The organism is Sinorhizobium sp. 6-70 (genome assembly GCF_030124375.1).
In the GTDB taxonomy this organism is placed as follows: domain Bacteria; phylum Pseudomonadota; class Alphaproteobacteria; order Rhizobiales; family Rhizobiaceae; genus Sinorhizobium.
The window spans coordinates 201,802-224,229 of the sequence record NZ_JASKLS010000002.1 but is presented as its reverse complement, the minus strand read 5'-3'; the positions used below and the strand labels follow the sequence as shown (position 1 = coordinate 224,229).

Annotated in this window: 20 protein-coding genes and 1 pseudogene; 15 read left to right on the top strand and 6 right to left on the bottom strand. The window is 62.5% G+C overall.

All coding sequences use genetic code 11. The features are described from left to right. Positions 1-3: 3 nt before the first annotated feature. Both ugpA and ugpB read right to left on the bottom strand, forming a co-directional pair. On the bottom strand, positions 4-885 hold the full coding sequence (ugpA, locus tag QN222_RS04880; protein WP_283964764.1) for a sn-glycerol-3-phosphate ABC transporter permease UgpA: 882 nt from the start codon (positions 883-885) through the stop codon (positions 4-6). A gap of 67 nt (positions 886-952) precedes the next feature. Beyond that, positions 953-2,257 carry a sn-glycerol-3-phosphate ABC transporter substrate-binding protein UgpB gene (gene ugpB, locus QN222_RS04875; RefSeq protein WP_283964763.1) on the bottom strand — a complete coding sequence of 435 codons (1,305 nt, stop codon included), beginning with the start codon at positions 2,255-2,257 and terminating at the stop codon, positions 953-955. A 421-nt stretch (positions 2,258-2,678) separates the two neighbouring features. Here ugpB and QN222_RS04870 point away from each other — a divergent pair, with 421 nt between their 5' ends. The 5 genes from QN222_RS04870 to QN222_RS04850 all read left to right on the top strand — a co-directional run bounded on the left by QN222_RS04870 (position 2,679) and on the right by QN222_RS04850 (position 7,842). Next, complete coding sequence (locus QN222_RS04870) at positions 2,679-4,211, top strand: ABC transporter substrate-binding protein (protein ID WP_283964762.1); 1,533 nt, start codon at positions 2,679-2,681, stop codon at positions 4,209-4,211. 77 nt (positions 4,212-4,288) lie between these two features. Beyond that, positions 4,289-5,230 carry an ABC transporter permease gene (locus QN222_RS04865; protein ID WP_180943747.1) on the top strand — a complete coding sequence of 314 codons (942 nt, stop codon included), beginning with the start codon at positions 4,289-4,291 and terminating at the stop codon, positions 5,228-5,230. Further along, entirely contained in the window at positions 5,230-6,099 is an 870-nt protein-coding gene (locus QN222_RS04860; RefSeq protein ID WP_283964761.1) for an ABC transporter permease, read from the top strand. Before QN222_RS04865 ends, QN222_RS04860 begins: the two co-directional genes overlap by 1 nt. Positions 6,100-6,102: 3 nt before the next feature. Further along, the gene (locus QN222_RS04855; RefSeq protein WP_283964760.1) at positions 6,103-7,308 is read left to right on the top strand and encodes an amidohydrolase/deacetylase family metallohydrolase; all 1,206 of its coding nucleotides are present in this window, start codon (positions 6,103-6,105) and stop codon (positions 7,306-7,308) included. Positions 7,309-7,338: 30 nt separating this feature from the next. Continuing rightward, entirely contained in the window at positions 7,339-7,842 is a 504-nt protein-coding gene (locus QN222_RS04850) for a RidA family protein (RefSeq protein ID WP_283964775.1), read from the top strand. A 15-nt stretch (positions 7,843-7,857) separates the two neighbouring features. Here QN222_RS04850 and QN222_RS04845 read toward each other — a convergent pair whose 3' ends face one another. Next, positions 7,858-8,670, bottom strand: a complete 813-nt coding sequence (locus QN222_RS04845) for an IclR family transcriptional regulator (protein WP_283964759.1) — start codon at positions 8,668-8,670, stop codon at positions 7,858-7,860. Positions 8,671-8,833: 163 nt separating this feature from the next. On the opposite strand from QN222_RS04845, the gene QN222_RS04840 reads away from it, so the two are divergent. From QN222_RS04840 to QN222_RS04830, 3 genes are all read left to right on the top strand, one after another. Then, positions 8,834-10,033: an aminotransferase class V-fold PLP-dependent enzyme gene (locus QN222_RS04840; protein WP_283964758.1), complete on the top strand. Its 1,200-nt coding sequence runs from the start codon at positions 8,834-8,836 to the stop codon at positions 10,031-10,033. Between the two features lie 41 nt (positions 10,034-10,074). After that, complete coding sequence (locus QN222_RS04835) at positions 10,075-11,910, top strand: ABC transporter ATP-binding protein (protein WP_283964757.1); 1,836 nt, start codon at positions 10,075-10,077, stop codon at positions 11,908-11,910. A 257-nt stretch (positions 11,911-12,167) separates the two neighbouring features. Continuing rightward, entirely contained in the window at positions 12,168-12,935 is a 768-nt protein-coding gene (locus QN222_RS04830; protein WP_284005276.1) for an SDR family oxidoreductase, read from the top strand. A gap of 125 nt (positions 12,936-13,060) precedes the next feature. On the opposite strand, the gene QN222_RS04825 is transcribed toward QN222_RS04830, so the two are convergent. The 3 genes from QN222_RS04825 to QN222_RS04815 form a co-directional block, all read right to left on the bottom strand. After that, positions 13,061-13,300, bottom strand: a complete 240-nt coding sequence (locus QN222_RS04825; protein ID WP_283964796.1) for a 4-oxalocrotonate tautomerase family protein — start codon at positions 13,298-13,300, stop codon at positions 13,061-13,063. Between the two features lie 81 nt (positions 13,301-13,381). Continuing rightward, a complete protein-coding gene (locus tag QN222_RS04820) occupies positions 13,382-14,095 on the bottom strand; it encodes an SDR family oxidoreductase (RefSeq protein ID WP_283964797.1) in 714 nt (237 codons plus the stop codon). A gap of 142 nt (positions 14,096-14,237) precedes the next feature. Next, a complete protein-coding gene (locus QN222_RS04815; protein WP_283964798.1) occupies positions 14,238-15,170 on the bottom strand; it encodes a LysR family transcriptional regulator in 933 nt (310 codons plus the stop codon). A gap of 222 nt (positions 15,171-15,392) precedes the next feature. Between QN222_RS04815 and QN222_RS04810 the strand changes: the two genes are divergently transcribed. The 7 genes and pseudogenes from QN222_RS04810 to QN222_RS04780 form a co-directional block, all read left to right on the top strand. Beyond that, the gene (locus QN222_RS04810) at positions 15,393-16,067 is read left to right on the top strand and encodes a type 1 glutamine amidotransferase domain-containing protein (RefSeq protein WP_283964815.1); all 675 of its coding nucleotides are present in this window, start codon (positions 15,393-15,395) and stop codon (positions 16,065-16,067) included. Positions 16,068-16,259: 192 nt separating this feature from the next. Further along, a complete protein-coding gene (locus tag QN222_RS04805) occupies positions 16,260-18,029 on the top strand; it encodes a cytochrome c biogenesis protein DipZ (protein ID WP_283964799.1) in 1,770 nt (589 codons plus the stop codon). 115 nt (positions 18,030-18,144) lie between these two features. Continuing rightward, positions 18,145-18,282, top strand: coding sequence for a hypothetical protein (locus QN222_RS04800; RefSeq protein ID WP_283964800.1), 138 nt, complete (start codon positions 18,145-18,147; stop codon positions 18,280-18,282). Between the two features lie 151 nt (positions 18,283-18,433). Then, positions 18,434-19,237: an SDR family oxidoreductase gene (locus QN222_RS04795; protein ID WP_283964801.1), complete on the top strand. Its 804-nt coding sequence runs from the start codon at positions 18,434-18,436 to the stop codon at positions 19,235-19,237. Positions 19,238-19,457: 220 nt separating this feature from the next. Continuing rightward, positions 19,458-21,023, top strand: a complete 1,566-nt coding sequence (locus QN222_RS04790) for an MFS transporter (protein WP_283964802.1) — start codon at positions 19,458-19,460, stop codon at positions 21,021-21,023. Next, on the top strand, positions 21,020-22,120 hold the full coding sequence (locus QN222_RS04785) for an HlyD family secretion protein (RefSeq protein ID WP_283964803.1): 1,101 nt from the start codon (positions 21,020-21,022) through the stop codon (positions 22,118-22,120). The genes QN222_RS04790 and QN222_RS04785 overlap by 4 nt, the downstream gene beginning before the upstream one ends. A gap of 119 nt (positions 22,121-22,239) precedes the next feature. Continuing rightward, a pseudogene (locus QN222_RS04780) lies at positions 22,240-22,428 on the top strand (GlxA family transcriptional regulator); the annotation flags it as partial.

Genomic DNA, 22,428 nt, shown 5'->3' with positions numbered 1-22,428 from the left:
AACTCACGAATAGTGGACGCGCTTTTCGACGAAGCGGAACTGGAACGCCGTGAGCGCAACAACGATCGCCATGAGGATCACCGATTGGGCGGCGGACCCACCGAGATCGAGATTGACGAAACCATCGTTGTACACCTTGTAGACCAGCGTCTCTGTCGCCCTTGCCGGCCCGCCGCCGGTTACGGCGTGGATGATCCCGAAGGTGTCGAAGAACGCGTAGACCGTGTTGACGACAAGCAGGAAGAACGTTGTCGGTGCAAGCAGAGGGAAGACGATCGTCCAGAAACGTTTGGCGCCGCGGGCGCCGTCGATCGATGCCGCTTCGATCAGCGATTTCGGGATGGCCTGCAGGCCTGCGACGAAAAACAGGAAATTGTAGCTGATCTGCTTCCAGGCGGCCGCGATGATGACGAGCAGCATCGCCTGGTTGCCATTGAGGAGCGGATCCCAAACGAGGCCGTTGCGCCGAAGCAGGTAGGCGAATGTCCCCATCGCCGGGTTGAACATGAAAAGCCACAGCATTCCGGCAACCGCCGGAGCTACGGCATAGGGCCAGATCAGAAGGGTGCGATAGACATTCCTCCCCCGCACGACGCGATCCGCCGACGCTGCCAGCAGAAGCGCCACCGCCATCGACAGGAGTGCCGTCGCCGCACTGAAGACCACCGTGACCTCCAAGGAATGCAGGTAGGCCGGGTCGGAGAGAATGGTCCGAAAGTTGGCGAGCCCGACGAAGCCCGACTTGAGGCCGAACGGATCCTCGCGCAGGACCGACTGATAGAGCGCCTGGCTCGCCGGCCAGAAGAAGAAGACCACCGTCAGAATGATCTGCGGCGCCAACAGAACATAGGGCAGGATCTTGTTGGGAAAGACGACAGGCTGCAACGTGCGCCCCTTCCTTGAAAGATGAGTGCCCGCGGCGGTGAACGACGCGGGCAGGGTGCACCTGGTGTCAATTGCTGACCGCCGCAGCGATCGCCGCGTTGGCTTTCTTGACGCCCTCGCTCAAGGCACTCTGGGCGTCCTTCTGGCCGGAGAGCATTGCCTCAAATTCTTCATTGAGGATGTCTCTGACCTGGGGGAGGTTGACGAGGCGCACACCCTTCGAGTTTTCGGTCGGTGCTTTGCCCATCATCTGCTTGATCGGCGTTTCGCGGCCCGGATTCTTTTCATAAAAACCGGACTTCTTCGTCTCGTCGTAAGCTGCCAGAGTCACCGGCAAATAACCCGAGACCTGATGCAAACGCGCCTGGATTTCGGTCCGCGAAAGGAAGTGGAAGAACTCGGCAACGCCCTTGTATTCGTCGTCCGATTTGCCGGCGAAGACCCAAAGGCTCGCGCCGCCAGGAATCGTGTTCTGCGGACCGCTGCCCTCGTAATAGGGGAGTTGCCCGATGCCGTAATTGACGCCCGATTTGATGATGTCGCCGAGACCGCCGGACGACTCGGTCAGGATCGCGCATTCACCCGAGGTGAACAGCTGCTTTGCCTCCGAGGTCCGCCCGCCATAGCGGAACGTGCCGTCCTTGGCCAAGTCGGCGATGGCCTGGAAATGCTGGACGAACAATGGCGCGTCGATCTCGAGTTCGACATTAAGACCCGCAAGCCCGTTCTCGTTCGTGCCATAGGGCACATTGTTCCAGGCGGCAAAATTCTCGGTCTGGATCCAGGTCAACCAGGTGGAGGTGATGCCGCAGGCGGAGGCGCCACTAGCCTTGATCTTCTTGGCCGCTTCGAAAACCTCGGGCCAGGTTGCCGGCGGCTTCTCGGAGTCGAGCCCCGCCTTCGTGAACGCGTCCTTGTTGTAGTAGAGGATCGGCGACGATGAATTGTAGGGGAACGACAGCATCGTGCCGTCGGCCTTGGAATAGTAGGAGACGATACCGGGGAGATACTCGTCCTTGTTGAATTCGTATCCGCCCTTCCGCAACACGTCGGCGACTGGGACGACCGCACCTTCAGCGCCCAGCATCACACCGCTGCCCGCGTCGAAGACTTGCAGGATTGCCGGTGCCTGTTTCGAACGAAATGCCGCGATACCGGCGTTCAGCGTTTCCGGATAGGTGCCCTTGAAAACGGGAACCACCTTGTAGGTGCTTTGGCTCTCATTGAACTCTTTGGCAAGCTGCTCGACCACTTCGTTGTTGGCACCAGTCATCGCGTGCCACCAGGCAAGCTCAGTTGCTGCAAAAGCTTCGGTTCCAAGAAAAACCGAAAGCGCCGAAGTAGCCGTGAGCGTCCAGCTGAATCGTTTCAAGATCAATCCTCCCAGTTCGTGCAAGCTAAGAAATACAGGCGCTTGACGGGACAGTCCCTCCTCGACTTCGTCCACATCCGCCTTTCGCTGCGAAAGCCTGCGCAGTAGAAACGAAATGGAATGAATACGCAATGAAAATCGCGATGCGGAATTTCTGTTCCGGTTAGCGCAGGCTTCACGTCGCGCGCAAAGCCGTTTGTGCCATCGCTGATGTCAACCTGCGGAGGTTGGATGACACCTCAGAAGCGGGCGCTAACGCTGGAATTCGTCCTCCGCTTACTGTGCGAACGCTTCGGCAGAACCCGACATCCTGGGCTCCCCTTTCTGAGCTGCGTAGGAGTGCCTTGACATCCTGCCCTTCATGTATTCCAATATAACACATCATACAACATAATTATGGAATAATAAGAGAGGAACGGACATGAAGTCAGCTAAGCTTGCACTGCTTCTCGGCACGGCGCTCGTCGCGTCGGCGTCATTCGCCTTCGCTGATCAGGAAAGGGGAGGGGTGATCAATGTAGCGACGGTGGGTGAGCCGCCGACACTCGATCCGATGGCCTCGACCGCCGATCTCGTCGGCATTGTCTCACAGCACATCTTCGAAACACTCTATACCTTCGACAAGGACTGGAAGCCGACGCCGCTACTCGCGGCCGGCATGCCGGACATCAGTGCCGACGGCAAAACCTACACGATCAAGCTGCGCTCCGGTGTCAAGTTCCACGACGGCACCGACCTGGATGCCAAGGACGTCGTCGCCTCGCTCGATCGCTGGATGAAGACGGCATCACGCGGCAAGCAGACCGCAGCGACGATTGCCGGCGTCGAAGCGGTCGACCCGCTGACCGTCAAGATTTCGCTCAACGCGCCCTATGCGCCGCTCGTCTCCCTGCTCGCCTTCAACAATTCGGCGGCGATCGTGCTTCCCTCGGAGAAGCAGGCCGAGCCGATGGTCGATTTCGTCGGAACCGGCCCCTACAAGCTCAAGGAACGCAAGGCCGACCAATATATCCAACTCGAACGCTTTGACGCTTACGCTTCGCCCGACGGTGAAAGTAACGGTTATGGAGGCGCACGCCATCAATATGCCGACGAGATCCGTTTCGTCCCCGTGCCGGATCCGAACACGCGCATCGAGGCCGCCGTTTCCGGACAGTACGACTATGTCGATTCGCTTCCCGTCGAATCGCTCGAACGCGTGAAAGGCTCCAGTGCTTCCGAGCCGGTGATGCTGCAACCCTTCGGCTGGCCGGTCTTCGTTCTGAATTCCGGCAACGGCATCACCAAGAACCAGGAGTTGCGCAAGGCGATCCGCGCGGCGCTCAGCATGGAAGACATGATGGCGGCCGCCTTCGGCAGCACTGATTTCTACGCGCTCGACGCGGCACTCTACCCGGCGCAATATTCCTGGCGCACCGATGCGGGAACCGACGGCAACTACAATATTGCTGATCCCGAGAAGGCGGCTGAGCTTCTGACGGCGGCGGGCTACAAAGGTGAACCCCTGAGGATCCTGACGAGCCGGCAGTACGAGTTCCATTACAAGATGGCGCAGGTCGCGGCGGAATATCTGAAACTGGCCGGCTTCACCGTGGACCTGCAGGTGGTCGACTGGGCGACGCTCACCCAGCGCCGCGCCGATCCGACGCTCTGGGACATCTACATCACTCACAGCCCCTTCCTGCCGGAGCCGGCACTCATCGGCATGATGTCGACCAAGGCGCCGGGCCAGTGGGACACGCCGGCGCGCGCCAAGGCCGTCGATGCCTTCAACGCGGAGTCCGACCCGGCCAAGCGCGTGGCGCTGTGGGCGGACGTGCAGAAGGTGATCTTCGAAGAAGTGCCCTTCATCAAGATCGGCGACTTCAACGCCTTGTCCGCGAAGTCGAAGACGCTCGATGGCGTTTCTCCGGCGCCCTGGCCCTACTTCTGGAACGCTTCGATCAAGAAGTGATGCTCGCACCAGAACCCTCCGGCGAGCCTCGTGCTCGCCGGAATGCGGCGTGCGCCTGAGAGAAGTTCGAGGTCACCATGATACGCTACATCCTTCAGCGCCTTTTCGGCATGATCGTCGTCATGGCGCTCGTCGTCACGATCGTGTTCGTCATCGTGCGCGTGACGCCGGGCGACCCCGCCGCCGTGATGCTCGGGCCGGAAGCGACGCAGGAAGACATCGCCGCACTGCGCAGCCGGCTCGGCCTCGACCAGTCGCTGGTCCTGCAATATGTCTATTACATAGGCCAGTTGCTCCAGGGGGATCTCGGCCAGTCGATCTTCCTCAACCAGCCGGTGACGTCGGCGCTCGCCGAACGGGCCGAGCCGACCTTCTTCCTCACGCTGTTCTCCATTCTCATCGCGAGCGCCATCGCGCTGCCGATCGGCATTTATGCCGCCTATCGGCGCGGCTCGCTCGTCGACCAGGCGGCGACGACGCTGGCGATGCTTGCCGCCAGCGTGCCGAGCTTCTGGCTCGGCCTCATCCTGATCCAGGTGCTCGCCGTGCGGCTCGGCTGGTTCCCGGTCTCGGGCTATGGCGGACCCGGCGCATCGTTCCTGGAGCGCATGTATCATCTGACACTGCCGGCGATCGCGCTCGGCGTCGTCTCCTCGGCGCTCATTCTGCGCTTTACCCGTGCCTCGATGCTAGACGTACTCGGCGACGATTTCATCCGCACCGCCCGTGCCAAGGGCCTTGGCGAACGGCGCGTGGTAATGAAGCATGCACTGAAGAACGCGCTGATACCGATCCTCACCATCATCGGGCTCACCGCGGCGGTCCTGATCTCCGGCGCTGTCGTCACCGAAACCGTCTTCGGCCTGCCGGGCGTGGGCAATCTCGTCGTCTCCGCTGTGCTCAGGCGCGACTATCCGGTGATCCAGGGCGCGCTGCTGGTGATCGCCGCGCTCTACGTGCTCATCAATTTCGCGATCGACATGCTCTATCTCCTCGTCGACCCAAGGGTGCGCTACTGATGTCCGCCACCGTATCAAACCCCGCGCCGAGCGAAGGCCAGAAATTCCTGCGGCGCCTTTTCAAACGCAAGACGGTCGCCTTCGGGCTTATCGTCCTCGCCGTCTTCGTGCTGCTTGCCGTCTTCGCGCCGCTTGTCGCGCCTTATGCGCCCGGCAAGCTCTCGATCGTCAACCGGCTGTCGCCGCCAAGCCTGCAGTGGTTCTTCGGCACGGACGAGTTCGGCCGCGACGTGTTCTCACGCACTATCTATGCCGGTCGGCTTTCGCTTCTCGTCGGCGCCGCGGTGGTGGCGCTTGCAACCGTGATCGGGGTGGTCATGGGGCTCGTGGCCGGCTTTTTCCCCAGGCTCGACACGCCGATCGCCCGGCTGATCGACGCCATGATGGCCTTTCCGGACATCCTGCTCGCGATCGCGCTCGTCGCCGCCCTCGGCCCGTCGCTGACGACCGTCATCGTCGCGTTGAGCGTCGTCTATGCGCCGAGGCTTGCACGTGTGGTGCGCGCTTCCACGCTGGTGATCCGCGAACTGCCCTATATCGAGGCGGCCCGGGCGCTCGGCATCTCGACGCCTCATATCATGACACGGCACGTGCTGCGTAATCTCGTCTCGCCGATCCTGGTGCAGGGCACCTTCCTTTTCGCCCACGCCATGCTCGCTGAAGCCGGGCTCTCTTTCCTCGGCGTCGGCGTGAGCCCTGAAATCCCGACCTGGGGCACGATGATCGCCGCAGGCCGTCAATATATCGGACAAGCCGACTGGGTGACGCTGTTTCCCGGTATTGCCATCGTGCTCTCGGTCTTGTCCCTCCAGATGGTTGGCGATGGTCTGCGCGACCTGCTCGACCCCCGCCTCAGAAAGGACCTCTGATCCATGCCAAACGGTACCGCTGAGCCCATTCTCATCAGCAACGTCAAACCCGTCGCCCTCGGCACGCCGTCGCCCGCCGAAACGATCGACATTCTCGTCGGCGCCGATGGGAAGATCGCGACGGTCGGAAAAGGCCTTTCGGCGCCGGAAGGCGCTCGCCGCGTCGACGGCAAAGGCGCCTGGATCTCGCCCGGTTGGATCGATCTTCATGCCCACGTCTGGCACGGTGGCACCGATATCTCCGTGCGTCCGCAGGTCTGCGGCCTGGAGCGCGGCGTCACGACGATCGTCGATGCCGGCTCTGCGGGAGAGGCGAACTTCCACGGCTTCCGCGAATATATCATCGAGCCGTCGCGAGAGCGCATCAAGGCGTTCCTCAATCTCGGCTCGATTGGTCTCGTTGCCTGCAACCGGGTGAGCGAACTCAGCGACATCCGCTCGATCGACATCGACCGCATTATTGCCTGCTACGAGGCGAACCGCGAGCACATCGTCGGGCTCAAGGTGCGCGCGAGCCACGTGATCACCGGCTCCTGGGGCGTGACCCCGGTCAAGCTCGGCAAGAAGATCGCCAAGATCCTGAAGATTCCGATGATGGTGCATGTCGGCGAGCCGCCGGCGCTCTACGACGAGGTGCTCGAAATCCTCGGACCTGGCGACATCGTCACGCACTGCTTCAACGGCAAGGCCGGCAGCAGCATCATCGAAGACGAGGATCTGTTTGCGCTCGCCGAACGCTGCGCCGGTGAAGGCATCCGCCTCGACATCGGCCACGGCGGCGCCTCGTTCTCCTTCCGGGTTGCCGAGGTCGCCATCGAGCGCGGCCTCATGCCTTTCTCAATCTCCACCGACGTGCATCTGCGCAGCATGAACCAGTCGGTCTGGGACCTCGGCACCACCATGTCGAAGCTCCTGAGCGTTGGCATGCCCTTCGAAAAGGTCGTCGAGGCTGTGACCCATGCGCCGGCCTCGGTCATCCGCCTGCCGATGAACGACCTCCTGCACGTCGGCGCCCGCGCCGAATTCACCATTTTCGACCTCGTTGACTCCGATCTGAAGGTCTTCGATTCGCTCGGCGCCGAGGCTCATCTCAGCCGCCTTTTCGAGCCGCGTTTTGCCGTGATGGGCAGCCATCTCGTCGCGGCCAACCGCTACCAGCCGCAGCATGTCGAATGCCCCGACCACAGCCACGGCTTCAGCTACCGTTGAAGCAGACAGAAGAATAGAAACCTGACAGGAATTCGCGTGAACAGCTTGGACAAGAAAGCGGATCGTTCGCCGGCCTCACCCTATGAGCGCCTGGCCGTCCTCGGCATCGATCTTCCTCCGGCGCCGCCGCCGATCGCCAATTTCGTGACGTATGTCCGGGAAGGCAACATCCTCTACCTTTCCGGCCAGGGTCCGCGCGAGGTCAACGGCCACCTGCATTCCGGCAAGGTCGGCGCCGAGGTGGACGTCGAAAGCGCCTACGACCATGCCCGGCTGACGGGCATCAACCTGCTGGCGGTGATGCACGACGCGCTCGGCGATCTCGGCCGGGTCAAACGCATCGTCAAGATCCTCGGCATGGTCAACGCCGTGCCGGAATTCCGCGAACACCCGCGGGTGATCAATGGCTGCTCGGACCTGATGATCGACGTTTTCGGCGAGGCGGGTCAACATGCGCGCTCGGCGGTCGGCTTCGGCTCGCTGCCAGGCAACATCACCGTCGAGATCGAAGCGATCGTCGCACTTCACGACTGACTGCGGAGGAAGCGATCAATGGCTGCGCCAGCCCATCATCTTCTCGATCCGCTCGGCGGAAACCTGGACGTGCCGGGCGTAGTGGTCCCGGTCGTCGAGGACCTTCTGCTCGGGCAGGACAATGGAGATGGTCGCGACGCAACTTCCCTTGTCGTCGAGGATCGGTGCGGCGACGCAGGCAACGGCATAATCGGATTCGCCGGCCTGGATCGAGAGTTTCGCCGCAAGGGCGCTTTCCGCCTGTGTCGAAAGGATCGCCGGGTCGATGTCGGCACGGCCGGTCGGCGAGGAGCGGGCACAGCGGCGAAAGAGTTCGAGCCGCTCGTCGGCCGGAAGATGCCCGACCAGCAGCCGGCCCGATGCGGTCCAGTTGAGCGGCACACGCGTGCCGACGCGAGACGTGACCTGGAAATGGCCCGGGCCGTCCGCCATGGCGAGCACCTGCATATAGTCGCCGTCGCGGCCGCAGAGCTGGATGGTTTCGGAAACCTCGCGGCCGAGATCATGCATCTCGCGGGTGGCGACACCCAGGAAATCGAGCGAGCGGGCATAGGCGAGGCCATAGTGGTAAAGGCGGTCGCCGAGCCAGACCGCCCCATCGGCATCGCGACTGAGAAGGTTCTTCTCCACCATGTCATCGACGGTTACGTAGATGGTGGAAAGCGGTGCACCGACAGCCTTGGCGATCGCATAGACGCTGCTTGGCGAACCGGTTTCATAAAGGAAATCGAGCACCTGCAGCGCCCGGTCCATGCCGCTGACGCGCGAGCGGCGCGCCTTGCCAGTCGGCCCGGAATTGCGTTCGGCTTCAATTGCGTTGCTGTCCACGACTCTGCTCCCGTACCGCGTCAGATGCGCCCCGCCGCGGATGGCGGAATGCCTGACCGACGGGCGCGGGGCGATCGCTTAAGTAACATTATTATGGTAGATATTCCGCAAAAACGGAATACTCTTTGTGCCTCGCATGCGAGAAAATCTGATGGAGATCACTATGCCTGACCGCGACATCCGCGACGCCCTCGGACTTCGTCCCGTTATCAACGTATCCGGCACGATGACCAGCCTCGGCGCATCGATCGTGGTTCCGGAAGCGATCGCCGCGATGACAGCCATACTGCCGCAATTCGTGGAGATCAACGACCTGCAACGCAAGGTAAGCCCGGCGATCGCGCGACTGACGGGCGGCGAGGCGGGGTTCGTTACCGCCTCCTGCTCCGCCGGCATCAGCCTCGCCGTCGCCGGCGCGATGACGGGCGACGACATCGCCGCGATCGAGCGCCTGCCGGATACGGCGGGGCTCAAGAACGAGGTCATCATCCAGATGGGCCACGTCGTTAGCTACGGAGCGCCCGTGGACCAGGCAATCCGCCTCGCCGGAGCCAAGCCCGTACTCGTCGGCCAGGCCACCTCGACCCATCGCCATCATGTCGAAGGCGCTATCAATGAGCGCACCGCCGCCGCTGTGTACGTCGTTTCCCACCACGTCGTGCAATACGGTCTGGTCGGCCTCAGCGAATTCGTCGAAGTCTGCCATGCCAAGGGCGTGCCGGTCATCGTCGACGCGGCCTCCGAGTACGATCTCAGGGGCTTCCTCGCGGCGGGCGCGGACATTGCACTTTATTCCGGTCACAAGTTCCTGGGCGGGCCGACCTCGGGCATCGTCGCCGGCTCGAAGCGACTGGTGCGCAACGCCTTCCTGCAGAACCTAGGCATTGGCCGCGGCATGAAGGTCGGCAAGGAAAGCATGCTTGGCGTCATGGCTGCGCTCGAAGCCTGGGAGAAGCGCGATCACGCCGGCATCCGCGCACGCGAGACCGGCTACCTGCACCTCTGGCGCGACACGCTCGAGAGCCTCCCCGGTGTCAAGCCGGTGATCGAACCTGACCCGACCGGGAATCCGCTCGACCGCCTGTGCGTCAGCATCACGCCGGAGGAGGCCCATATCACCGCCTGGGATCTCGCGGATGCGCTCGCCCGCGGCACGCCACCGGTGATCGTGCGCGATCACGAGGTCGAGCACAATTATTTCTACCTGGACCCCTGCAACCTGCATCCGGGGCAGGAGACGGTTGTTGCCGAGCGGCTCACGGCCGAGCTCACCAAGGCGAGGAATTCGAACGAGATCATCGCGACGTCCCTTGCCGAACGCAACGCGCGCCGCTTCGCAAGCCTCAAGCGCTGGCCCGATTGAAGCGTCGCGACCACCGAGCAGAACCTCAAGGGATGTTAGACATGGCCCACTCCGACACGCAGACTGTCCGCCCGACGGCGCCCGTTCTTTCTGTCGAGAACCTGACGACCTCGTTTCTGGTCGACGGCGCCTGGAAGCCGGTGGTTCGCGACATTTCTTTCTCGGTGGCGCCCTGCGAGACGGTCGCTATCGTCGGCGAATCGGGTTCCGGCAAAAGCGTCACGTCGCTGTCGGTCATGCGCCTCTTGCAGAAGGACACGAGCCGCACCGAGGGGCGCGTGATCCTCGGTGGCCGCAACATCCTCGAGCTTCCCGAAAGCGAGATGCGCAAGGTGCGCGGCAATGACGTCGCGATGATCTTCCAGGAGCCGATGACCAGCCTCAATCCGCTGTTCACGATCGGTGACCAGATCTCCGAGGCCCTCCTGTGTCATCGGCCGATGACCAAAGCCGAGGGTAGGGCCGAGACCATCCGCCTGCTCGACAAGGTGCGCATCCCATCGGCGGCCTCGCGTTTCGACGAGTATCCGCATCGCCTCTCCGGCGGCATGCGGCAGCGCGTGATGATCGCCATGGCACTGGCCAGCCGGCCGAAGCTGCTGATCGCCGACGAGCCGACCACGGCCCTCGACGTGACGATCCAGGGGCAGATCCTCGACCTGATCAAGGTGCTGCAGGAAGAAGAGGGGACATCCGTGCTCTTCATCACCCACGACATGGGTGTCGTCGCCGAGATTGCCGACCGTACGGTCGTCATGTATCGCGGCGACGCGGTCGAGACCGGCAGGACCGAGGACATCTTCGTTCGACCCAAGCATCCCTATACCCGGGCGCTGCTCTCCGCCGTGCCAATGCTGGGCTCCATGAAGGGTGAAGCGCAGCCTCTGCGCTTTCCGAAGATCGACAGCGCCACCGGCCTGCCGGATGTGCTGGGAGAGGGCGCCAACACCGTTGCGACGGATCGGAAGCCAATCCTGGAGGTGAAGAACCTCGTCAAGCGCTTTGACGTCCATGCCGGCCTGCTCGGCAAGCTGCAGGGCCGGGTACACGCGATCGAGAATGTTTCCTTTAGCCTCCAGCAGGGCGAGACGCTTTCGCTCGTCGGCGAATCCGGCTGCGGCAAGTCGACGACGGGCCGGGCGATCATGCGCCTGATCGAGCCGCAGAGCGGCTCCGTCATGCTCGACGGCAAGGACGTGCTCGCCATGGACCGCAAGGCGCTCCGCGAAATGCGCCGAACCATGCAGATGATCTTCCAGGATCCCTTCGCCAGCCTCAACCCGCGCATGACCGTCGGCGCGGCGATCGCCGAGCCCTATCTGGAGCACAAGCTCGGCTCTGCGAAACAGGCGCGCGAAAAGGTCGTCGACCTGCTCGAGCGCGTCGGACTGCAGCCGGACATGGCATCGCGTTACCCGCATGAATTTTCCGGCGGCCAGCGCCAACGCGTCTGCATCGCGCGGGCCCTGGCGCTCGATCCCAAGGTCATCGTCGCCGATGAGTCCGTGTCCGCTCTGGACGTGTCGATCAAGGCGCAGGTCATCAATCTCCTGCTTGAACTGCAGGCGAGCCTTGGGCTTGCCTATCTCTTCATCTCCCACGACATGGCGGTCGTCGAACGCGTCAGCCATCGGGTTGCGGTCATGTATCTCGGCGAGATCGTCGAGATCGGCCCGCGCGCACAGGTCTTCGAGAACCCGCAGCATCCCTATACGAAGAAGCTCATGGCCGCTGTACCGATCGCCGATCCGACCCGTCGTCACAGGCGTCGGAACGTTGCGAGCGACGAGTTGAAGAGCCCCTTGCGAGCGCCAGACTACGTTCCGGAGGTCCGCCGCTATCAACAGGTCGCACAGGATCATTTCGTCCAGGTCTAGGTCATCACGTCGGAGGCCAAGGAAGAGCCGAAGCGGCGGCGCGTACGACGCCGGCCAGTCGGCCGTCGAGGAAGCCATCCCAAAGCAAAGAGTCTCGTGGTCGAAGACTGACACGTAGTCCCTGCATCGACAGTTGGAGTATCTTGCAGTCGGGTGGAATCACCTGACGTCGCGTAAATGCGGCAAAAACCAAGTGATAGAGCGATGGCGCGAACATACGTGAGCGTATTCCGCTCGAACATGCAGGGACCAACGCTATGGCTTTTCCACTTTTTGATCTCGCAGGCAGACGGGCCCTTGTGACAGGCTCGTCGCAAGGCATCGGCTTTGCGCTGGCGCGCGGTCTGGCCGAGCACGGCGCCTCAATCGTGCTCAATGGCCGCGACCGCTCGAAGCTGGACGCTGCTGCCGGGTCTCTCAAGGATGCCGCTCATCACGTTGCCATCTCGGATTTCGACGTGACCGACTATGATGCAGTGAAGAACGGCGTCGAAGCGATCGAGCGGGACATCGGGCCGATCGACATCCTGGTCAACAACGCCGGCATGCAGTTTCGCACGCCGCTCGAGGAATTTCCTGCCGACCGCTGGGAGCAACTGTTGAAGACCAACGTCTCCAGCGCCTTCTATGTCGGCCAGGCGGTCGCCCGGCATATGATCAAGCGCGGTGCAGGCAAGATCATCAACATTGCCTCGGTGCAAAGCGAACTGGCGCGTCCCGGGATCGCCCCCTATACGGCCACCAAGGGCGCCTTGAAAAACCTGACGCGCGGCATGTGCGCCGACTGGGCGAAGCATGGCTTGCAGGTGAACGCCATTGCGCCGGGCTATTTCAAGACGCCGTTGAACCAGGCCCTTGTCGACAGCGAAGAATTTTCTTCGTGGTTGGAAAAGCGGACGCCGGCGGCGCGCTGGGGCGAGGTCGATGAACTCGTCGGCGCGGCTGTCTTCCTCGCCAGCCGTGCATCATCCTTTGTCAATGGACACACGCTTTATGTCGACGGCGGGATCACGACCTGCCTCTGACCATCAAGATCGCCCAGCTTACGCGAGCGGTGATCGGGCCGTGCCGTCGGTGAGTGTTCGTTCATTTCGAGAAACTTGCCGCCTGCGCGGCGCACCGGCAGGCGGCAAGAATGCAAGCTTGCGGCTCAGGACTTTGTCCCTGCGGCCCGTTTTTGGCGGTATTGAACCGTGGGCAGCCCGCCCCAGCCCCAATTGTCGAGGTCGACTTCCTCGATCACGACATAGGTCGATTCAAGCGGCTTGTTCAGGACGTTGAGGAGCACCTCGCTGACGCCCTTGATGATTGCGGCCTTCTCCTCGGCGGTAACCGAATTGCGGCCCGGTGCGCTTCCTTCGCGGGTAACCTGTACGGTGACGACAGGCATTGCTGTCTCCTTTGTGAGAATTGTCTGGGTCGCTGACGGCAGCCGTGCCGCCACGGCGCGACTGCTCTCTGATGTTCGCGCTTACCAGCGTCCGGCGTTCTGGCCGCCATCGACGTGGAGGATCTCGCCGGTGATGAAGCCGGCGTTCTCGAGGTAAAGAACGGCGTCGACGATGTCGCGAATGTCGCCCATGCGGCCGACGGGGTGCAGTCCAGCCAGCATCGAATGCGACTCGACCGGATGCATCGGCGTCTTGATAATTCCCGGAGAGACCGCGTTCACACGAACGCCACTCTTCGAGAACTCCATGGCGAGCGACCGGGTCACCGCATTCAGGCCACCCTTGGTCAGCGAAGCGAGCGCGGACGGTACGCCAGCAATCGGTTGATCGACCAGGCTGGTGGTAATGCTGACGATATGGCCCGAGCCCTGCTTCAGCATCTCCTGGGCGGCGCGCTGGGTGATGTGGAAGAAGCCGGCCACGTTGACGTCGAGGTTGTTGTCGTAGTCTTCCTGGGTCATTTCGACAAACGGCTTGGCGAGGAAGACGCCGGCATTATTGACCAGCGAGTCGATGCGGCCGAAGCGTTGGAGCGTCTCGCGCACGATCCGCTCCGCGGTTTCCGGCTTGCTGATGTCGCCTGCGACGGCAAGAATGTCCGGGTCCACGCTCGGCTTGATCGACCGGGAAGTGGCGACGACGCGGTAATTCCGGTCGCGATAGGCGCGAACCAATCCGGCGCCGATGCCTTGCGACGCACCGGTGATGATGACGACTTTCTGTTCGGTACTCATGGATGCGATCCTTTCTCAATTGCAGCGGCTGCTTTCTGCGGCCGCCCTCCGCCCTCGGCGTTGGTGCAATGGAAGTTAGATCCATCCGGCATTTGAGAGAATTACCGGCGTTTGGCAGACACTCAACCGCAAATCGGCATAATCAGTCGAGCGTACCGGCTTCTGCCGCCAGACGAGCAAATTCGGAGCGCAGCCGCGGCGCGGCGAAATCGACGAAGGCGCGGACCTTCGGCACCGACATACGGCCTTGAGGGGCGAGCATATGCGTCGGCAGCGGCGGATGCTCGGCGTCGGCGAGCACGATCTTGAGGCGTCCGTCCCTGACATATTCGGCGACATGATAGGAATAGAGCCGGGTCAGACCGTGCCCGGCACACGCGGAGGCCGCGGCCGCGCGGACGCTGTTGACGATGCACCTCGGCGCAAATTGGACGGTTCGGGGGATGGACGAGCCCTTCGCCGGCGTAAAGCTCCAGGAGTCAAGGCCGAAATTGGTGAATGCCACGATCTGATGCTTGGCAAGGTCCGCCGGCTCTTCAATCCGGGGATGATTGGCAAGGTATCGGGGTGAGGCGACCACGACACGCCGGACTTCGCCGCCAAGCCGGGTGGAGATAAGCGACGAATCCGCCAGATGGCCGATGCGCAAGGCGATATCGACTCCTTCGTCCACCAGATTGACGAACCGATCGAGAAGGAGAAGTTGTGCTGACACGGCGGGGTAGCGATCGAGGAAATCGTCCAGGACAGGGCGAAGCACCTCTTCGCCAAGGATCGGCGGTGCCGAAACCGTCAACATCCCACGGGGCGCGGAGCGCTCCCCTCCTGCGAGCATGTCGGCCTCCTCGAGGTCGGTCAGCACGCGCCGACAGGCGGCTGCGTAGCGTTGCCCGGCCTCGCTGAGCTTGAGTGTGCGTGTCGTCCGGTGCAGGAGTTCGACGCCCACATGGGCTTCCAGGAAGCTCAGCGCCCGACTGACTGCCGTTGGCGATCGCTTCAGCCGCCGGGCCGCGCCGGCGAGGCTGCCCTCGTCGACCGCCGTGACGAAAACCTTCATTGCATCGATGCGATCCATTTTATTCTGCCGCTTTGTGGGAGAGTCATTATCGACCGACAAGTATTCACGCGAAAACGGCAAGAAGTAAATCTGCAAGCAGAAAGAGCCAGCCGCAGTCGGCCAATATACCGCCAAGTACCGGGGATAGGCTGCGAAGCAAGGATGTCAGGCCACATCCGAGTTCGAGAATAATCCCGGCGATCCCGAGTTTGGGCACGCCTCAAGAGAGGGAGAATGACGATGAAAATCCTGATGGTTTTGACTTCGCACAACCAGCTTGGGAATACGGGCAAGCCGACCGGTTTCTGGCTCGAGGAGTTCGCGGCACCCTATTATGTTTTCAAGGATACCGGGGCCGAGGTCACGCTCGCTTCGCCGAAGGGTGGCCAGCCGCCGATCGATCCCAAGAGCGACGAGCCGGGCAACCAGACCGAGGCGATGGAGCGATTCAGGAAAGATCCGGCGGCCCAGAAGGCACTGGGAAACACCGTAAAACTCGGCGACGTCAAAGCGGACGGCTTCGATGCGATCTTCTACCCGGGCGGCCACGGCCCGCTGTGGGATCTGGCCAACGACAGGAACTCGATCGCCCTTATCGAAGGCTTCTACAACGCCGGCAAGCCGGTCGCGGCCGTCTGCCACGGCCCGGCCGTTCTCAAAGAGGTTACTCATCAGGGGCAGCCTATCGTCAAGGGGAAGCGCGTCACCGGCTTCACCAATTCCGAGGAGGCGGCGGTGCAACTGACCGACGTCGTGCCGTTCCTCGTCGAGGACGAGCTGAAGCGCCTGGGCGGGCGCTTCGAAAAGGCCGCGGATTGGGCTGATTTCACGGTCGTGGACGGCCGGCTGGTCACCGGGCAGAACCCATCTTCGTCGACATCGGCCGCCAAGGAACTTCTCAAACTTCTGCGATAGCCGTCGCTGGCGCGGGCGGCTTTGCCGGCTGCCGATCCTTGCAGGCACAGGAGGTCCCACGGGCCTCCTGCACTTTGATACAGATCCGCTTGGAAGAGGACACAAGCGAGATACTTCCCTCTGGTCCCTTGCTGCGCGTGTCAAGCGCGACCGACACCGGATAAGGCGTCGGTCCACGGTAGAGGGACGACAATGATCCTATTCATTATTGCCTATGTCGCAGGCGTGCTGACCATTGTCAGCCCCTGCATCCTTCCTGTCCTGCCCTTTGTGTTTTCTCGGGCCGGTCAGCCATTCGCGACGAGCGTTCTTCCGATGCTCATCGGAAAGGTCGTGACATTCGCGGGTGTGGCAACGCTTGCCGCGCTCGGCGGAGATTGGGCGGTACAAGCGAACGAGGCCGGCCGCTATGTGGCGATCGCAATGCTCGCGGTCTTCGGCGTAATGCTGCTCTCGCCGCAAGTCGCGGCCGTGGTCACCCGGCCGGTGGTCGCTCTTGGCAACCGCCTCTCGCAGAGAGCGGTCGGGCAGAAGACGAGTGTCGGAGCATCCCTGCTTCTTGGCGTCGCTACCGGCCTCCTTTGGGCGCCCTGCGCCGGCCCGATTCTGGGGCTGGTGCTGACCGGCGCCGCCCTCCATGGCGCCAACGTCGCGACCACGTTTCTATTGACGGCCTATGCCGCGGGCGCGGCCACCTCGCTTGCCCTTGCTGTTCTGGCCGGAGGAAAGATTTTCGCGGCGATGAAGCGATCGCTCGGCGTGGGCGAGCGCCTTCGTCAGGGCCTCGGCGTTGCCGTGCTCGCGGGAGTCGCGGCGATTGCGCTTGGCCTCGATACAGGGCTGCTGGCACGCCTGTCCTATGCGGGCACGACGAACCTCGAACAATCGCTCCTCAATCGCCTGCGTGGCGCCCCCGCTGGAGCCAACCGCACGATAGCGAGCAACGGCAAGGGGCCGGCCACGGATGACGCGCGGCAAGCCTATCGGAGCAGCTTGCCGGTGGAGGGGACCTTTCCTTCGCTCGACGGAGCCGTCGAGTGGCTCAATTCCGAGCCGCTGACTGTGGAAGAGCTTCGCGGCAAGGTCGTGCTCGTCGATTTCTGGACCTACTCCTGCATCAACTGCATCCGGACGATCCCCTATGTTCGGGCCTGGGCAGAGAAGTACCGCGATCAGGGGTTGATCGTGATCGGAATTCATGCACCCGAATTCGCCTTCGAGAAGCGCATCGACAACGTCAAGCGGGCGGTCCGGGACTTCAAGATCGGCTATCCTGTCGCGATCGACAACGACTTCGCGATCTGGCGCGCCTTCGGGAACAGCTACTGGCCGGCGCATTATTTCATCGATGCCGAGGGACACATCCGGCACCATCATTTCGGGGAGGGTGATTACGAGGAGTCGGAGCGCGTCATCCAGGAACTCCTGGCCGAAGCTGCGGGTAGCCGCAGGAACGATGGCGGGATTGTGAAGCCGGAGGCCAAAGGCGCCGAATCCGCCCCCGATTTCGCCAACCTCCAATCAGGCGAGGACTATGTCGGCTACATGCGTGCCGGGAACTTCGTATCGCCCGAAGGTGTTGCGGCCGATGAGGCGCGCGACTACTCGGTCGGGGACCTCGACCTCAATCAGTGGGGCCTCAGGGGCAACTGGACCGTGGGACCCGAGCAAGCGACGCTCAATCGTTCCGGCGGAAGCATCACCTACCGCTTCAGCGCGCGGGATCTGCACCTTGTCCTTGGACCAGGGACTGACGGCAGGAAGCTGCGCTTTCAGGTGAAGGTCGACGGTGTTGCACCAGGTCCGGATCACGGCTCGGACATCGATAGCAATGGAAGCGGCACGGTCTCGGAAACGCGGCTCTACCAACTGGTTCGCCAGTCAGGCGAGGTGCGGGAGCGGACGTTCGAGATCCGCTTCCTTGATCCGGGCGTCGAAGCCTTTGTCTTCACGTTTGGATGAGCCGACAGGAACCCGGAATAGCAAGGGCGTGGTCTGGTTGCTTCAACGGAACCGGCGAAGAGTTCAAGCGCCTCGCAAGGATCACGATCACTCTGGTCAAAAGAGGAGAGTTCAAATGCGCCTTCTAGTGATGGGCATTGCCATCCTTGCGCTCGCTGCCACGCCCTGCGCCTGGGACAGCGATCCGCGGGAGCCGTCCGCAATCGCCGCGCTCTTCGGCGGGTCGATAGTTCCCATTGACGCCCGACGCTGATGCCGGCGGACCGTTGCCATCTCAGTGCGTCGAATACCGGACAGAGGCACATCACTTTGCGTCATGGCCGAAATTGCTGGATATATGACATTTGAGACATAGCCGGTTCGGCCTAATATCAGGCTCCAAATCCAACGCAATGGAGCCTGTTATGAACCAGCACTCGAAAGGCACCGCGCTGATCACCGGCGCTTCCTCCGGCATTGGTGCGATCTATGCCGATCGCCTGGCGCGCAGGGGGTATGATCTGATCCTCGTGGCCCGTAACCAGGCCCGCCTCAACGAACTCGCCAGGCGCCTCACCGACGAGACCGGCCGCTCGATCGAGGTCGTTCAGGCGGACCTCGGCAACAAGGCCGATCTCGGCCGCATCGAACGCATACTTCAGGCCGATGCCAGCATAACCCTGCTGGTCAACAACGCCGGCGTCGGCGCGACTGCGCCGTTGCTCGCGTCTGATGTCGACAAGATGGAAGAGATGATCACGCTGAACGTCAGCGCGCTGACGCGGTTGACCTACGCGGTGGTCCCCGGCTTCGTTGCCCGCGGGACCGGTGAGATCATCAACATCGCTTCGATTGTCGGCATTGCGCCGGAAAGGCTGAATGGCGTCTACGGCGGAAGCAAGGCTTTCGTGCTCGCCTTCACGCAGTCGCTCCAGAGCGAACTGGCCGATAAGAACATCCGCATTCAAGCCGTGCTTCCGGGCGCGACCGCCACCGACTTCTGGGCTATCGCCGGCACGCCGATAGAGCATGTCCCAAGCGAACTGGTCATGCCCGCCGAGGACATGGTGGACGCGGCACTCGCCGGCTTCGACATGGGCGAGCGGATCACCATTCCGGCGCTTCCGGATCCCGCCGATTGGGATGCCTACGAGGCGGCGCGTCAGAAGCTCATGCCGAACCTTTCCCGCAGCGTGCCCGCCGCTCGCTATCGGGCCGCGGCCGGCTAGTGCCGGTACGAAAGCGACACGCTACGCGCTCCACGGTCGGGCGCGTACCGCCTTCGATGAATGCATCAGCGCTCGTCCAGGGCGCAACGGCTATCCGAGAGGCCCAATGCATGTTTCCTTGAATTTGTAGCCAATTCAACGGGAAAAGATGCGCCAATTCAAAGTGTTACAGCGTTCGTAGCGCGTCTGATGAGACGCGCGGCGCTGCAGGAGAAGCGAGATGATCGAGCCGGCTCTAACACCACAAAAGGTTCTTTTTCTCTCCACCGGACTTGCGGGCTCATTCCTGGTGAGCCTGTCGGCGCAATTTCCCTCGGCCAACATCGCCGACATCCAGGCAGGGCTCTTCTCCACCGCGGACGAAGGTTCCTGGATACTCACGACCTATACCATGGGCAATTGCGCCGGGATCGTCACTTCCGGATTGTTGATCGGGGCATTGAGCATCGGCCGCTATCTGGTCATCAGCTCCATTCTGTTCGCTGCCCTCGCGATCGCCTGCGCCACGACGACGGATCTTGGCGCCATGGTCGCCTTTCGTGCCGTCCAGGGCTTCGCAGCCGGCGGTTTCGGTCCGGCGGCGTTCGCGGCTACCTTCATGGTCGCGGGCGGTCCGCGGCTGCCCTATGCGGTGATCATATTGGCATTCACGCTTCTCTTCCCTGCGACGGCAGGACCCTTGATTTCCGGGTTCGTCGAGGACAGCCTCGGCTGGAGAGCCCTCTTCTTGATCCAGGCAATCATCGGCGCGCTGCTGGCACTTGCCGCCCGTCTTTGGGTGCCCCACAAAGCGCCCAACTGGTCGGCGCTGAAAGCCGACTGGGTGGCCGTCACGCTGTTGTCGCTCGCTCTTGCGAGCCTGATGCTGGTTTTCAACCAGGGAACGCGGCGTTTCTGGTTCGAAAACGAAGTGATCGTCCGGGGCACGCTTCTCTCCGTTGCCGCCTGGGCAGGGTTCGTGTTCGCGGTTCGCTTCTCGCCGCTGCCGCTCATAACGCCTCGGCTGCTGCTCATCCAAAAGTTCGGCATTCCTCTGGGGCTCAATTTTGTGCTGCGCTCCGGCTTCGCGGTACCTTCGTATCTCGCACCGCAGTTCCTCGCCGTCGTGCAGGGGTATCGCCCACTCGAAATCTCCGGGCTGATGCTGTGGGCGGCGGTTGCGCAATTGCTCGCGTTCCCGCTGGTTTGGTGGTTGCTGCGTCGATGGGATCTGCGCGTCGCCATGGGGCTTGGCGTCCTCCTCCTGGCTTCCGGAGCGGCGCTCATGATCAATGAGACGGCACTTTCCGCAGCGGCGGAGTTCCGCCTGGCGCTCGCCATCTATTCGGCCGGGCAGCTCCTGCTGCTGGCCCCCGCCATGGTCATCGGCACGGGCAGCCTGCAGCCTCATAACCTTCCGACGGCATCGCTCGCCTTCAATATCAGCAACCTGGCGGGCACGACGTTCGGGGTCGGCATCGTTTCGAACTTCGTTACCGAGCGCCAGAAGTTCCATTCCAACGTCCTGACCGAAAGCGTGTCGCTCTACCACGTCCTGGATGCAGACCGGATCTCCAGCCTCGCGGGAGCTCTCGCGAGCCGGGTTGCCGACGATGCCGGCGCGACCGCCCGGGCGGTTGCGCAGATTGCCGTCGCAGCACGCCGGCAGGCTTGGACGCTCGCCTTCGACGACGGCTTCTTCGTCGTTGCCATCATGTTGATGCTCAGCACCGTTGCGGTCGTCGCAATCGGCCGCTCACCGGCATTGCCCCGTCCGCTCAAGCTCTCGCAAGGAAAAAAGCCATGAAACTGTTAAGCGCCGGATTGGGAAGCGTGCTTGTCGCGGGGTTCGTGTTTGCGGCCGCCTCGACCGCAATCTCGCCAGGGGGCTTGTTGGCACGATTGAACGCAGGATCGACCGACAACGCCTATGTGCGCGGCGATGTCACTCCGATCAGCCCGAAGATCAGCGGCTACATCACCGAGGTCGCCATTCGGGACAACCAGGCGGTCAAGACCGGCGACGTGTTGTTCCGGATCGATGACAGCGACTACCGGGCACGTGTCGACCAGGCTTCGGCGAACGTCGCGACGCGTCGGGCCTTGCTCGAAACTCTGGGCCGTCAAATTGAATTCCAAAGGGCCGTCGTCGAGCAGGCCGGCGCGGCGCTGAAGGCAGCGGAGGCCGACGCCAAACGAGCGACGCGTGAATTCGAGCGTATTCATGCATTGAATGGGCATGGCTGGGTGTCGGGCGCAAGCCGCGACGAGTCGGAAGCGGACCATTTGCGCACCGTTGCGAAGATTGCCGAGGCGCAGGCGAGTGTCAGCGCCGCGCTTCGGCAGACGGACGTACTGGAAAGCCAGCGTCCGCAACTGGAGGCCGATATTGCCGCGGCGGACGCCGCACTGAGACTGGCCGAGATCGAACTTGCAAGCACAGTCATCCGGTCGCCCTCCGACGGTTGGGTCGGCGAGAGACAGGCGAGAGTCGGGCAATACGTGCGTCCCGGCACTCTACTAGTGCCCGTTGTCTCGCGAGATTTCTGGATCGTCGCCAATTTCAAGGAAACACAGATGCCCGACCTGCAGGCAGGCGACGCCGTCACCGTGGCCGTAGACGGGGTTCCGGATGCGAATTTGCGCGGGCGTATCGAGAGCCTGTCGCCCGCCACGGGAGCGCAGTTTGCGCTGCTGCCTCCTGACAACGCGACCGGCAACTTCACCCGCATCGCGCAACGAGTCCCGGTGAAGATCGCGCTCGATGAGGGCCAGACGGGCCTCGACCGCCTGAGGCCCGGCATGTCGGCGGTGGTGATTGCTTCATCCGGCAGTGTCTCACCGGCAGCGAGCGAGAGTGCTGGGAGCGACGTGTCCGCCGCCGGGACATCGAGCGTTCGTTAATCAAGTGCCGGCGCGGGAGCGGGTGTCCCGGTCGAGGGGCATTCTACTTTCGCAGCGCAGAGGTTTATACTATGTCGCAAATGCCATATATACAGCAATTCCGGCCAGGGATTTGCGTCATGCATCGCATCGGCTTTGTTGTCTTTCCAGGGTTCCAGCTTATGGGCTTCGCGGCGGTCACCGCCTTCGAGATGGCCAATATCGCGCTCGGACAACCGGCCTATGAGATAGAGCTGCTTTCGGAAATGGGCGGCGAGGTCAAATCGTCCGCTGGCTTCGGCGTCCTTACGAAGGCCTTCGACGATACT